Below are 13999 nucleotides of genomic sequence, written 5' to 3' on the forward strand. Positions count from 1 at the left end.
CCATCACGCCGCCGACATTAAATCCACCATCGCGGCCGCGCGGCCGGCCACCGAAAAATGGACACCCCTCCGCGACAGTCTGAGCGGCGAAACTGGGGAATTTTACTTCGGCACTTTTGGGGAAAATTCGAGCGGCATTGACACCAGGCTGTCAGCGAGCACGCTTCCAGGCCGATCCGCTCCAGTGGAAGCCCGATTTTGCACAGCGCTTTGCTCAACGCCTCCGGTTCACTCGCCGCACGCGTTTCCTTGACGATCCGGCCAGTTTCGTCGACCACGCAGATCGAGGTCTCTTCCAAAGACACGTCAAGTCCGGCAAAATACTTCATGGCTGCTCCTTCCCGATGTTTGTGGCGCTCCAAAGCGACCACGTTCTAACATCCCGACAGGAGCAGCCGCCCTCTTTCGGCTCGGCAGAGACCCCAATCACCCTCATCTGAAAGGGTGAAAAGGTGCCATCGTCGGTCAGTTTGGTGATTGTCTCTTAGCCGCGTGTGCGGCGCTGCCGATACTTCGATAGAGCTGCGCCAGTGAAGCATGCGCGCTTCGGGTGAGGCTTGCCGCTTTTCCTTCGTAGCAAAGCAAGGGCCCTTGGAATTCAGAATTTAATGCCCGCTGTTGACTCTTATTATCTCATGTGCATTATATCATCGCGGATCGAAAAAGAACGGTCGGCAGAAGCAAAGGATGCTTGTCTAGGGCTTTCTACGGAATCCTGGCGGCGTGCGTGGTCGGCCGGCCATCTGAACTTCTAAGGCGGGCAGCAGCAGCGCGTGGCGATTTCCACAAAACTTGCGATGGAGCCGAAAATCTTCTTTTTGAAACTCGGCGCTCGACCGAACTGGTCGGGGACGTCCTTCGCGTTATGAAAGTCTCGCTCGAGGGTAGGACAATGGTGATTGTAATGCACGAGATGCGATCGAATTCGAGATGTCATCTGAAAATGTCTATCTTTTAGGAGGAAAAATCGAGGAAAAAACCCAGACGACGTGCTCCGACATCCGAAGTCAGCGGCCCTCGTCTCCTTCCTGCAACGATATCGACCTTAGTGATCCATGAAGAAAAGGGAACTTACCATGATCAGCAGAGCCCCGGCGATTCTATTGGCAACCGCATTAAGTGCAATGGGAATGTCACCTTCGTATGCGCAAGATGTTATCAAGATCGGTGTCGACGCGTCCTACAAGCCAAATGCTTTCGTTGCGCCCGACGGGGAGCTCACAGGTTTTGAAGTTGATCTCAACAAGGCAGTATGTGCGGAGATCAAGGCGAATTGCGAGATTTCCAATGTGCCTTGGGATGGCATTTGGACCGCGCTGGATACAGGCACGATCGACATGGTTGGCACTCTTGCGGCGGTAACTAAAGAGCGTGCCGAAAAGTATGACACGACGAGGGTTATCGACAAAAGCGGCTACGCATTCCTGGTACCCGCGGACAGGGATGTATCCGGCGGTATCGCAGCTTTAAAAGGCAAACCGATTGGCTCTATAGTCGGCACTCCAACGTACTACCAATACATCAGAGCGATGCTTGGCGAAGATGCCGACATTCGAGGCTATGACAGTCCTGACGCTGCGATACTGGACCTAGATGCTGGGCGCATTGCAGCATTTCAGAGCGATAACATCCAGCTTGAATATCAGTTTATCAGCACTGGCAAGTATAAGATGGTAGATAAGCCGAATTTTAATTATAGCGGCGCTGGTCGTGCCTTGTTCTTGCGCAAGGGTTCAAAAGAACTCCTTGATAAGATCAATAAGGGTCTTGATGCCGTGATTGCATCAGGCAAGCTGGACGAAATTGGCAAAAAATACCACATAACGTTCACGACACCGTAATGGTTTGTGCAGTGTGACGATCAAGATTATTACGCCTATCTAAGCTGATGGCTTGAAGGATGCAGCCGCTAACCCGAGGGTCGCGGCTGCGTCGCCCGTTGCTCGCTGCCCTTACCTCCACTTGCTTGCCCAGGTCGGACGTTTGACCCAAACCCGCCTCCGACACAGTGATCGAGCCATTCACTAGCACCGACCATGCCGTGCTTTCTTAATACCGAGGGAAGTTGCCGACATCAGGCTCTGGGATTCGACCTAAACTGTTGTTCTAGAGTAAAGTGCTGTTAGGTTGGGTTAGCACTGCGGGGGCTACGCCTCTGCGTTCTGCCGCCTACCACATCTGACCTTAGTTGACGCTTCGTCTCACCCTTGCCGCAGCGCACGCCTCATCCCGAGCTTGAGTATACAGGCCACTGCTGGATGGAAGTTACCTTGCCGATGAGCCGCCGCCGTTGGTTGTGATTTGGGCATATGAGAAATTGCCGTTGCGACGCAGATTACCAAGCTTAGCTATGCGAACCAAGCCTGGGGAGCGGTTAGCACGGCCCGGACTCTAATCGCCGCTGGATGAATGTTCAGTAGCAGGTCAGTAGCGACCCCCACCCACTATCATCCACTTTCGATTTTCTGCCGCGCTTTCCGCGCCTCGCCGCCGCCGCCTTTCTGGCCGGCGCGTCAGGGGGTCAATCATGGCAGGCTCGCGTTGGAAAAATATCGCGGGCCTATTCTCACATAAAGTGACGAAAGCCAACGCGCATTATTAGCTGCTCAGTCCAAATTAAATGCGTGGGCGACACACTGAAACATTGAGGTCGGATTCGCAGGCTTAAATGGAAAACGACGAGTGCCATATCGGGAGTGGTCTTGGGAACTCCTCGAACCGAATGATCTACTTGACGGCGCGGCCCCCGGATATATAACGTCCATTCTAAATAAAATCTGGTGTGCGTCGAATAACTCGTTCTCGGACTGTTTCGCGGGCCGACGCAGTGACAGCGGTCTGTGAAGCGAAATGGCGATCAACGCCACTCATCTGTCAAAAACACGATGCAAACAGAAGGCAACCAAATGATCAACTTTGATCTGCGCAATAAAAAGGCCCTTGTCACAGGAGCTGCTTCAGGCATCGGTCTTGCGACTGCGACGAGGCTAGCTAGGTGCGGAGCTGTCGTCGCTATGAACGATCTTGACACTAACGACAAGCTAACAGCAGAGGTGGCGAGATTGAGAGGCGAAGGCCTTAAGGTTTATAGTGCACCAGGTGATGTCAGCCAGTCAGATTCTACAGCGCATGTCGTCTCCCATGCCGTCAATCTACTCAGTGGCCTTGATTATCTAATCAACAACGCGGGAACGCCAGGTACTAAATCTCCGATACCTTTGGACGACTTTGATGCTCTGACCCCCGCATTCTGGCAAAAGATGCTGGATGTCAATTTATTGAGTGCGTTTTGGATGACCAAGGCTGCTCGCGGAGCGTTGATGGAAAGCCGCGGCTCAGTGGTCAATACCGTTTCCATAAGCGCATATACATGCGATGGAAGTAGTACGGCATATGCTTGCGCCAAGGCAGGACTAGTTCATCTGACAAGACATTTAGCGAAGGCTATGGCGCCTTTGGTGAGAGTCAACGGTATAGCGCCTGGGATGGTAAATTCTCCTTGGGAATGCTCATTCGGAGATCAGGAGGAGTACGCACGAACGGCCGTTCCACTTCGGCGCATTGGTCAGCCTGAAGAGTACGCCGATCTCATTGTTTTCCTTGCTACAGCTGCGCCTTACGTAACCGGTGAGATTGTAGTGGCTGATGGTGGCGTGCAGCTTTAAGAGTGCTGGACAACACGAGACCCAATGATGATGAAGGCGAGCCGGACGACGTCAGCCTGCCAGCACGCAAACACCAGCCCATCCGAGCACCAGCGCAGGTTCAAGCGCATCATGACCTTGCCGTGGTGAACACGGCACAAAAACACGGCCCTTCCTACTGCCGTGTGCTTCTTCAGCGTCTACGCGAACCAAGCCTGGGGGGCATTGGCACGGCTGTGTCGAAGTCAAGTCCGTGCGTGGCGACAAGTCTTGCGCCTTCCGTCTGCGCGGTTGTCTCCACGCTGTCCCATGTTGACATGAATGCATCTGGGCTCCAGGCCACTGCCGGCACGGAGCGTGTCCTCATTCTGGAGAGATATGGAAGGAGTCATCAAAGATGAAAACCATGCTGAAGGAGCAATTCTCATCGTCTTTGATTGACCACATACGATCCATGTTGTTGCAATTTGCGCCGTGGAAATCCTCACATTCAGAGAATTTGAAACAAGCAGCAGTTGGGATCATTTTGGTTTCGGCCGACGATGGTTCAAACGAGATCTGTTTTTTGCTCACTTTGCGCTGTGGTAAATTACGATCACACGCCGGCCAATACGCATTGCCGGGAGGACGGGGCGATCAGGGAGAAAATTCAGTCGACACGGTTATCCGGGAATGCATGGAGGAAATCGGGCTGCAGCTTTCGGCTGATCAGGTATTGGGGACGCTAGATCTCTACGCAACCCAATCTGGTTATGCGATCACACCGGTCGTTTTTGCAGTTGCAGGCGAGCCTGAATTCTCTCTCAATCCCAGCGAAGTTGAGCAGCTTTTCCGGATCAAGCTCTCTGATTTCACTGGTGAGCGATCAGCGCAGTTTTTTAGCCAAGAAGAAGGTGGACCACTGCTCATACGCTTTCCCATCTTTGATCACCACATACACGCACCGACGGCCGCCATCCTCTATCAATTCGTCGAGGTGGTAGCTGGCCGATATAAGCAGGTTGACAATCTCGCAGCCCCGGATTTTGCGACGCGATAATATCGCGACTGCTCCGAGCGGGTTCCTTGTCCGATAATCTATTACCGTTGGGATGGATTGTTTGGGGTGCGCCGCAAATCTCGACAATGCTAAACTCGCTGTCTCGCTGTTCGACTGGAACAATGAGATGTCGCTCCAGACGTGACGTGGTCTTCAAGTAGAGGCCAGCGTCGGCCAGGCGCTAAAGCAAGCAAGAAGCCTCATCTTGTGCAACAACGGCTGTCAACCGCGCCGTCGGGCAGGAGCAAGGACAGCGCCCGTCATAAGGTAGGCCAGATCAGAACACCACAACTGGGCTCACGTCCCCGATCTTGCGTGTCGCCCAACGACCGCGACACTTCGTCTGAAGGCAGATAGCGGCACGTGCAACGACCAGAGCAGCTAGAATGGTTCAGCGGCTTGGCAGTTGGATTTATCCCAATGCCGTGCACTATGTCGTCGGCTTGATGTTCTGGTTGAGGCGAAAGAAATTGGTCGGATCGTATTTTTCCTTGAGCGCGACAAGGCGTGCGTAGTTTTCACCATAGGCGTCACGTACCCGGTCTTCGCCCTCATCGCCGAGATTGTTTGCGTAGACGCCGCCGGTCGAATACGGTCTGATGGCGGTCCACAACTCGCGCGCCCAACGCATATTCCTGTCGTCATCGGCAGGGTCGTCCCAGATTGCGATCGGGAAGCAGTCGAACGCCGCATCGCGATTGGCGTAGGCAGAGGCCGATACCGGAACCCGTGCGATAGCGCCGCCGAGATGTTGAAAAACTAGCAACGATGAGGTGCTGGGAGCTTTCGCGTACGCGTGGAGCAACGCATCAATCGCGCCAATGCTGATCTGATGCTGGAACTGCGCCTTCCAATAATAGCGGCGGCCGCGTGGAAACAGGCCATCGCCGCCGGATTGAATCTTGAGATAAGGGACAGGAGCGAGACGTGTCTCAACGGGCGAGCCGAATTCGACCAGGGGTGCAAGGGCATGCTCGCCGTCATCATGCGAACCGACATAGCTGCCAGAGATGCTGAAGAACCGATCGCCCGAGGGCAACGTTAGGAGCGCTGCATCGACGTTAACCTCATCGGCAGCGTCCCGGGCGAAATGATCATAGAAGCGCATGGCCTCGCGTGCCTGGTCGTATGGATGAAGCGCTGACGCGACGAGCAGGGACGTGCCGATCGCATGCAACTGGTATTCGAACGCAGTCACGATACCGAAATTCCCACCGCCGCCTCGTAACCCCCAAAATAGATCGGGGTGTTCAGTCGGACTGGCCCTTAATAGCTTTCCCTCGGCTGTCACAAGCTCAGCCGCAATTAGGTTATCGCAGGTCAGACCGAGTTTGCGCCCGAGCTTGCCAAAGCCGCCGCCAAGCGTGAGTCCGGCGATACCTGTATCGCCGTTGACGCCCATGGTGGTCGCCAAGCCGAGAGCCTGCGTGGCACGATCAAATTCGCCTAAACTGAGGCCCGCCTCCGCGCGCGCGGTACGACGGAGGGGATTGACATCGATGCGTTTCATGCGCGAGAGGTCGATGACGATACCGCCGTCGCATACCGAGAGGCCTGCTACATTATGGCCTCCACTGCGAACGGCCACCGGGAACGTGCGGGATCTCGCAAACCTCACTGCCTCAACCACATCCTGGGCATCCGCGCAGTAGGCGATCATGGCCGGCCTTCTATCGATAGCGCCGTTCCAAACCTTACGCGCCTCGTCGTAGCCGGCGTCTCCCTCACGGACAAGATCTCCCTTGAGGCGCAGCGGGGGAGCGGCTTGGCGCCGGGAGTGCGATTTGTCCATCAGTTCCTCGTGGTCGGGCTGCGAAATCGGCAGAAAGTTAAAGATGACATTTCGGCCGCGCTGTCGCCAGTCCGATGGTGATGCCGCCCTCAAGCTGTACGAGGTTAACTTACGACCATATAAATGCAAGATTTTTTGCAACCTTTTAATAATGCACATTACGCAAAAGCTCTCTTATAGAGACGTCACAGTTGGTCTTTCGGTGATATGAGCAAGGACCATATTATGGAAATCTTCTCACCAGAACCCGCTGTGCCAGCAACGTCTTTAATACGAAAAGTGTATGTATTTCAACGACATATTGTGCGGCCGTTGAGAGAAATTCGTTTGGGATGACGTGGTCTTTTACCCTGCTTGGCAGGCTGAAGAATTTTCGTTGAGTCAATGACCGCCATTGACGTATCGCGGTTTTTAATATAATGGTCGTTTTATTACAACTAATAAGTGAATGTCCTCAATTGCAATGCAACGAGCCTGAGCGGACCACCTCGGCGGCAAAGGTGCGGATGGGTCAAAAGCGATCGGCCGCCAGGCAATCTGGCTTGATGGTGGCACGGGAATCACGATGGATTACAGAATTCGGTCCCTATTCAGGCATGTCATTATAGTCAATACGCTCGTAGGCAACGCGGACTAGGGCCTGACACAGCTTACCCATCTCGGATGAATCAGTAGTGACTAAGCGAATTTAAACCAGAGGCTCGCGAAGAAATTGATATGCGTGATAGCCAATTGAATTCCTGATGTCATGGCCATCGCCGTAGTTGCGCGGTCCTTCCCGCGTAAATATCCACTAGCACACTGTCTGGAGTTAGTGCATGAATAGGCTCGAACGCCTCCTGCGCCCGAAATCCATTGCCGTGTTCGGCGGCCAGCAAGCAGCAGTAGTTGTCGCTCAGACGATCCAGATGGGCTATGCCGGCGAGATCTGGCCGGTGCATCCCACGAAGGAGGAAGTTGCTGGTCTCAAGACGTACCGTAAAGTTGCTGATCTCCCAGACGCACCAGACGCAGCGTGGGTCGGCGTCAACCGGCTGGCTACTATAGAGGTGATTAAGGAACTGGTTGCGCGCGGTTCCGGCGGCGCAGTTTGCTATGCCTCCGGCTTCCAAGAAACCGCAGCTTATGACGCAGACGGCGCAAGGCTGGAGGCCGAGCTCGTTGCCGCCGCCGGCGAGATGCCGATTATCGGCCCAAACTGCTACGGTCTGATCAACTATGCTGACGGGGCGCTTCTGTGGCCTGATCATCATGGCGGCATAAGGCTAGCTACCGGTGACTGCGGTGTCGCCATCATAACCCAGTCGTCCAGCATCGCCATCAACATATCGATGCAGAAGCGTGGTCTGCCAATTGCTTTCCTGATGACTGCCGGCAATCAGGCGCAGACAGGTCTTTCCGAAATGGCGCTCGGACTGCTCGAGGACCATCGCGTTACCGCGCTCGGTCTGCACATCGAGGGCTTTGATTCCGTGGCCGGATTCGAGCGGCTTGCAGGGCGGGCGAGGGAGCTGAAGAAGCCGATCATCGCCATGAAGGTTGGCCGCTCCGAGCAAGCGCGGCAGGCGACGCTATCGCACACTGCCTCGCTCGCGGGCTCGGACGCAGCTTCCGGTGCCTTCCTAAGGCGCCTGGGCATCGCACGCATTGATTCTATACCGGCCTTCATCGAGGCGCTGAAGCTTTTGCATGTCATCGGTCCTTTGCCCAGCAACCGGCTTTCGTCGATGAGCTGTTCGGGTGGCGAGGCATCGTTGATGGCCGACTGCGCCGAAGGGCGCTGGGTCAATTTCCCCGATCTCAGCGACGAGCACTACGCGCATGTCAAATCGACGCTCGGGCCGATGGTCGCGGTGGCTAACCCGCTCGACTACAACACCTATATCTGGAACAACGAGCCGGCGATGACTGCAACTTTCACCGCCATGGTGTCAGGCGGCTTCGACCTCAACATGCTTGTGCTGGACTTTCCGCGCCCTGACCGCTGCCCCGATGTAAGCCAGTGGGGCAGCCAGGTCTTAAGTGCTTTTGAAGCGGCGCTGAAGGCCAACAAAGCGCATGGCGCCCTGGTTTCCACGATGCCTGAGAATATGCCCGAGGAATATGCAGCAGGGCTGATGGCTCGCGAAATAGTACCGCTGTTTGGCATTCCGGAAGCCTTAGATGCAGCTCAGGCAGCCGCATTCATCGGCCATGCTTTGCGCGACTCCCAAGTTCAGCCCGTAGACACCTCGGCTGCCTACGCGTCCAAAAACCAACATGTGACGCTCGACGAAGCCAAGGCGAAGGAATGGTTGATCGGGGCCGGCCTTCCGGTGCCGGCAGGCGAGCGTGTCAGTAGTGCTGTCGAGGCCGTGGCCTCGTCCACAAGACTCGGGTTCCCCGTAGCGCTGAAAGCGCTGGGTGTTGCTCACAAGTCAGAAGTTGGCGGCGTACGGCTCAATCTGAGTGATGCCGACGCCGTCAGCAGTGCAGCCAGAGATTTGTTGCCTCTCGGCCGCGGACTCTACGTTGAACGCATGGTCAGCGACGGCGTCGCCGAATTGATCGTCGGGTTTACCCGCGACCCGATGTTTGGCGCGGTCATGACGCTTGGCACAGGTGGTGTGACGGTCGAACTTCTTCGCGATACCATCAGCTTGCTTTTGCCGGCAACTCGCGACGACATAGAAGCGGCGCTGCATAGCTTGAAACTTTTTCCATTGCTTGACGGCTATCGAGGCAAACCTAAGGCCGACGTCAAGTCTGCTGTCGACGCTATTGCCGGCATTGTCGACTTTGTTCTGATGAATGCCAGCCAGATCGAAGAACTCGATATCAACCCGCTGATCGTCTGCGCACAAGACAGGGGTGCTTGGATCGCCGACGCGCTCCTAGTGGTTGAAAGAAAGGAGTGAATAGTGCAGTTCGAGATGACGTTCAATCTATTCGAAATCGGGATTCCCCTGAACACGGCGGCTTTTCTCAAGAGCAGATCATAGCCGTGCTGTCCGCGCTCGAGCATCAGCCAGTATGCGTCAGGACGAGGCGGACCTGGTTGGCGATCGGCGAACGGCAGCTGGTGCGGTCGGAGGGCAAATCGGTTTCTCGGCCTGGCACGCGCCGTTTGGCCCCTGGCGCGGGTCACTCGTGGGTCCAGATTCCTCTGCGGGCTGATTTATGATTCCTTTGGTGCGAAGGAGATTCGCCCATGGGATCAGCAGTTGAATTGCGGACGGACTATTCGGCCTCGGAGCTTCGCCGGTTGGCTCGCGCTTCACAGGACGCGCGACAGAGCAGTCGGTTGCTTTCGCTGGCGGCGGTGCTTGACGGTATGAGCCGAGCGGACGCCGCCAGGATCGGTGGGATGGATCGCCAGACTTTGCGCGACTGGGTGCATCGCTTCAACGAAGCCGGGCCGGAGGGGCTCAAGGACGCGTGGTGTGGTGGTCCCGAGCCGCGGCTTTTACCAAAGCAACTGGCAGAGCTGGCCGAGATTGTCGAAACCGGTCCCGACCCGGCCGTCGACGGGGTGGTGCGCAGGCGGCGCGTCGATCTCCAGAAGGTCATCAAGGCGCGCTTCGGAGTGGAGTATCACGAGCGCCATGTGTCGACCCTTCTGAAGAAGCTGGGCTTCTCCCACATGAGCGCCCGGCCGCGTCACCCCGCGCAGGATGCCGAGATCGTCGAGGCATTTAAAAAAACTTCCCGCGCACGCTGAAGGCACATCTGGCCGGGCTGCCAGACAACACGCCGGTGGAGATGTGGTGGCAGGACGAACCCCGTATCGGCCAGACGAACGGCATCGTGAGGTAATGGGCAAGGCGGGGCACAAGGCCGCGCCAGCCAGCCGACCAGCGCTACAAGAACGCTTATCTCTTCGGCGCTATCTGTCCGGCGCGCGGCAAGGGGGCCGCGCTGGCCCTGCCGCATGCCGATACCGAAGCCATGCAGATGCACATTGACGAGATCAGCCGCCATGTCGCCAAGCGCGCGCATGCCGTTCTTCTCCTCGATCGCGCCGGATCGCACACCACCGCAAATCTCGACGTGCCCGATAACATCACGTTAATCTTCCTGCCCTCGCGAGCGCCCGAGCTGAACCCGGTCGACGAAACCTATGACGCGATCATCGACGCCGCTTGCGAGGCCTGGCAGAGGCTCCTCGCGCAACCACAAACAATCACCTCGCATCGGAATGAGGCGCTGGGCACATGTCGGTCAATCATCATGACCACTGGTATTATTGCCGGCACTGGCAAATTGCGGCGTTATCTAAAGAAGAGAACGATCGAATCGTCGTTCGGGAAGATGCCGGACCGACGCTCGATCTGATTGATCTCCGCATGGGAACCTCGTCGGGATCAGCGGGCGTAAATGGCTGACGAGGCGAATATTGCCTGCGGATGAGCGCGCCGTTCCATGATGGTGGCGAGCTTCGGCACGCATCTGGTCGGCAACGCCACGCCACTGTACGCTTGCGGTTTCCGCCGTCTCCTGGACGAGGTGGTGGCGACGGAGGCCGAAACGATGCGGCGGCCGATCTTGCCGGCATGCGCCAGCACGCCGCTCATGAAATGACTTTCGATTACCGCGAAGACACCTACCGCTAGGCGCGGTATCCCGCCGGTGATCGTCCCTGATATACCGCAAGGCTTGTTCAAACCCATATAAGCAAAGGACCGCGCCCCACACCAAATCCGCGAGATCCATGTTGACGAGCATCGAGAGCAGTGCCTCGAGAGAGGCGCCATACCGGTCTTGATACAAATGCCGAACACGGGATGAATATAATTGTTGCGTATTTCAGCAAGTCCCGGACACCTTTTCCGGTAAGTCCCGGACAGCGTTTTCACTAACTCCCGGACAGTGATTCCGCTAAGTCCCGGACAGTTTCCGGGGTGGATTTGACGGTCGGTTCTCAGCTGCGCCGTTCCGGCATTTTGGCTCTCTCATCAGAACCGAGAGAGCCCATGCCAAAACGGAAGCAAGCGAGACGAATGAGCGTGAGGGATATCCGGACGATCCTGCGCCTGACCCATGAACAGGGTCTTTCGGTGCGCGAGGTGGCAGAGCGACTGAAGATCGGCAAGACCTCGGTTTCGACCTATTTACTGCGGGCGCGGGAGGGGGGCTGTCGTGCTGGCCCCTGCCTGCGGGCTTTGACGACGATGCGGCGCTGGAACAGCGTCTGTTTCACCGAATGGGCCATCCGCCGCAGGATCTGAGCGAGCCGGATTGGGCGCGGGTCGCCCGGGAGCTGAAGCGCGAAGGGGTGACGCTGACGCTTCTGTGGCAGGATATCGCGCCGCTCATCCCGACGGCTACGGCTTCACCTGGTTCTGCGACCGGTTCGACGCCTCCCGGCAGCGGACGAGCGCCGTGTTCCGCAACCGGCATGCGGCTGGCGCGGTGATGCAGACCGACTATGCCGGCAAACGGTGCCGGTGATCGATCCGGCGACCGGCGTCATTCACGCCGCCCAGATCTTCGTCGCGGTGCTGGGCGCCTCCAACCTGACCTTCGCCTTTGCCAGCTTCAGCCAGAGGCTGCCGGACTGGATTGACGGCCAGGTGCGGGCGCTCAGCTTCTTCGGCGGGATCACCAAGGCGATCGTCTGCGACAATTTGAAGGCCGGGGTCGCCAAGGCGCTGTGGTTCGAGCCGACGCTGAACGCGACCTTTGCCGCCATGGCCGAGCATTACGACACCACCATCCTGCCGACCCGCAGCGCTTCCACCTGTTCGAAATCATCGAGGAACGCTATCGGCGAAAATCCACCCTGATCACCGCCCAAGTCCCGGTGGCCAGATGGCATGACCTGATTGCAGACCCCACGGTCGCCGACGCCATTCTCGACAGGATCGTTCACAACGCTCACCGCATCAGCCTTGAGGGGCGACAGCATGCGCAAGCAACAAGCAGCGCCCCTCTTGACCGGCGCCAAAAACCGCGAAATCAATCACCCATGAGCGCAACAAGGCACCCGAGGACCAACGTCGTCAAACCGTCCGGCACTTAGTGAAGCAACTGTCCGCGACTTAGCCGGAATCGTTGTCCGGTTTTTGCGAAATGCGCATAATTGTTGCAGAAACATTTAACAATGGTATAAAAATATTCACAAAATGTTCCTTTCAATACTTATTGCCGTATGCAAATGTCGAACACCGTTAGGCAAAAAGGCCCTGGAAAGAACAGCGCATAAAGGTATTGCCTATTGTTGGATTTTCGGCCGATATGACAAACGAAATGTGGCTGACATACAGGGCAACTTTGAAGTTGTTCTGTTGGAAAAACAGACTGATTCCCGAACTTGGATGCGGTTATGGGCGGATTTCCAGCCGGTTGGCGGAAAAGGAGCGCGGGCAGCCGGGAAATTGTATATCGCCGTTGCTGCAAAGAGCCAGAGCGAGGTTCCATGACCTTCTGCCCCTCAAGTGAACCCCTGCGTGTGCTGGCGTCACCGCTAGATTATACAGTGGGAGACCGTTAGATTATACAGAGAGAGCTTGCCAGATGTATTGAAGACCACAGAAAAGGCGAATGGATGTCACGTCGACGAAGAAAGAAGAGCTGCCAATCTGCGAAGAATTGAGATGGTTTTATGAGTTGCAGAACATCAGAAAAGCTGCGCAAGCCTGCAGAAGATCGACGAGTGTCAACGAATGAATTGCTGTGGGTGCGTGTGACCCTCAAACGAAGGGCATCTCGCACTGACCGAAAGGAATATAGATGAACGGGATGGTCTTCTATTCGGCAGTACATTTTCGAAGAGGAGGTTCAGGAATGTTATGCTCGAATGACGTTGGGCGACGACGGCGTTTCGTTGGTCGGGCCAGTCATCTACACTTTTTAGGATTGATGCGCGTAAAAAGTACTTTCTCCTGCGTATCATCCACTCCGTGAATTCGTGCCGAGGCTTTTTAGAGCTTCGAGCAGGTTCCGACCTTCACTTAAAATACGCGAGGTGCGTGACGGCGATCGCTACGTTGCTAATGGTCATAAGATCTGGACAACGGGCGCCCAACCTTTTTGCCTGATCAGAACCAATCGCGACATGAATACGCCCGGCGTCACCGGTTCCTATCAAAATGATCGCTGTCAGTTATGAGGTCAACGAGGTCTTCTTTCGTGTCTCCGCCGAGAACCGGAGAGAGAACAAGGGCGGGGACGTATGCCAAGTTTCTCCTTGGCAATGAACATTTCTTTGAGGCCGGGGGGCGTATCACCGGGCAACGCCCACGGTCTTGCAAAGCGATGTTACGAGGGCGACTCGCGGTGGATTGACCAACCGGCCCTCCGCAAAAAGCTCGCTGCGCTCAAAGATGGGCTAAAGGCTTTGGATGTCACGCTGTTAAGAATGGTCTCCAATGCAACAGATGGGAGAGCAAGACCCGGCTAGTCGTCAAGCTGGGGGCTCCCTGATGAGGCCGGCTGTGTTCCGACAGCCAGCCAGCATCGAAAGGAAGAGTAATGTACAAGGAAATCCTATACTCGGTCACTGACTATGTGGCGACCATTACGCTCAACCGTCCAGATCAACTG

The 13999-nt window shown here is 56.2% G+C and carries 6 protein-coding genes and 5 pseudogenes; 7 read left to right on the top strand and 4 right to left on the bottom strand.

The window, feature by feature from the left end:
* Window positions 1–143 precede the first annotated feature (143 nt).
* Window positions 144–329, bottom strand: a pseudogene (locus tag NKJ93_RS33200) (IS110 family transposase); the annotation flags it as partial.
* 747 nt (window positions 330–1076) lie between these two features.
* Between NKJ93_RS33200 and NKJ93_RS33205 the strand changes: the two are divergent.
* Window positions 1077–1841 (top strand): substrate-binding periplasmic protein, encoded by a 765-nt coding sequence (locus NKJ93_RS33205; RefSeq protein ID WP_352593581.1) that lies wholly within the window; start codon window positions 1077–1079, stop codon window positions 1839–1841.
* A 1065-nt stretch (window positions 1842–2906) separates the two neighbouring features.
* Window positions 2907–3665: an SDR family NAD(P)-dependent oxidoreductase gene (locus NKJ93_RS33210; protein WP_352593584.1), complete on the top strand. Its 759-nt coding sequence runs from the start codon at window positions 2907–2909 to the stop codon at window positions 3663–3665.
* 26 nt (window positions 3666–3691) lie between these two features.
* Here the strand turns inward: NKJ93_RS33210 and NKJ93_RS33720 are convergent.
* Window positions 3692–3841 (bottom strand): annotated as a pseudogene (locus tag NKJ93_RS33720) (IS3-like element IS426 family transposase); the annotation flags it as partial.
* Between the two features lie 200 nt (window positions 3842–4041).
* Between NKJ93_RS33720 and NKJ93_RS33215 the strand changes: the two are divergent.
* Window positions 4042–4683: an NUDIX hydrolase gene (locus NKJ93_RS33215; protein WP_352593587.1), complete on the top strand. Its 642-nt coding sequence runs from the start codon at window positions 4042–4044 to the stop codon at window positions 4681–4683.
* 430 nt (window positions 4684–5113) lie between these two features.
* On the opposite strand, the gene NKJ93_RS33220 is transcribed toward NKJ93_RS33215, so the two are convergent.
* Window positions 5114–6475 carry an FAD-binding oxidoreductase gene (locus NKJ93_RS33220; RefSeq protein ID WP_352593589.1) on the bottom strand — a complete coding sequence of 454 codons (1362 nt, stop codon included), beginning with the start codon at window positions 6473–6475 and terminating at the stop codon, window positions 5114–5116.
* Window positions 6476–7293: 818 nt separating this feature from the next.
* Between NKJ93_RS33220 and NKJ93_RS33225 the strand changes: the two genes are divergently transcribed.
* Both NKJ93_RS33225 and NKJ93_RS33230 read left to right on the top strand, forming a co-directional pair.
* Complete coding sequence (locus NKJ93_RS33225; protein WP_352593592.1) at window positions 7294–9372, top strand: acetate--CoA ligase family protein; 2079 nt, start codon at window positions 7294–7296, stop codon at window positions 9370–9372.
* A gap of 293 nt (window positions 9373–9665) precedes the next feature.
* Window positions 9666–10688, top strand: a pseudogene (locus NKJ93_RS33230) (IS630 family transposase).
* A gap of 209 nt (window positions 10689–10897) precedes the next feature.
* Here the strand turns inward: NKJ93_RS33230 and NKJ93_RS33725 are convergent.
* Window positions 10898–11034, bottom strand: a pseudogene (locus NKJ93_RS33725) (IS256 family transposase); the annotation flags it as partial.
* 393 nt (window positions 11035–11427) lie between these two features.
* Here NKJ93_RS33725 and istA point away from each other — a divergent pair.
* Window positions 11428–12186, top strand: a pseudogene (gene istA, locus NKJ93_RS33245) (IS21 family transposase); the annotation flags it as partial.
* Window positions 12108–12476 (top strand): ATP-binding protein, encoded by a 369-nt coding sequence (locus NKJ93_RS33250; RefSeq protein ID WP_502904423.1) that lies wholly within the window; start codon window positions 12108–12110, stop codon window positions 12474–12476. The pseudogene istA and the gene NKJ93_RS33250, both read left to right, overlap by 79 nt.
* Window positions 12477–13999 lie beyond the last annotated feature (1523 nt).

Origin of the sequence: Mesorhizobium sp. M0028 (genome assembly GCF_040323855.1) — a bacterium.
Lineage (GTDB): Bacteria > Pseudomonadota > Alphaproteobacteria > Rhizobiales > Rhizobiaceae > Mesorhizobium.

What these genes read in the sequence shown, in the direction of transcription:
- NKJ93_RS33225 (WP_352593592.1), top strand. Translation starts at nt 7,294, where the DNA reads ATGAATAGGCTCGAACGCCTCCTGCGCCCGAAATCCATTGCCGTGTTC.
- NKJ93_RS33215 (WP_352593587.1), top strand. Translation starts at nt 4,042, where the DNA reads ATGAAAACCATGCTGAAGGAGCAATTCTCATCGTCTTTGATTGACCAC.
- NKJ93_RS33210 (WP_352593584.1), top strand. Translation starts at nt 2,907, where the DNA reads ATGATCAACTTTGATCTGCGCAATAAAAAGGCCCTTGTCACAGGAGCT.
- NKJ93_RS33205 (WP_352593581.1), top strand. Translation starts at nt 1,077, where the DNA reads ATGATCAGCAGAGCCCCGGCGATTCTATTGGCAACCGCATTAAGTGCA.
- NKJ93_RS33220 (WP_352593589.1), bottom strand. Translation starts at nt 6,475, where the DNA reads ATGGACAAATCGCACTCCCGGCGCCAAGCCGCTCCCCCGCTGCGCCTC.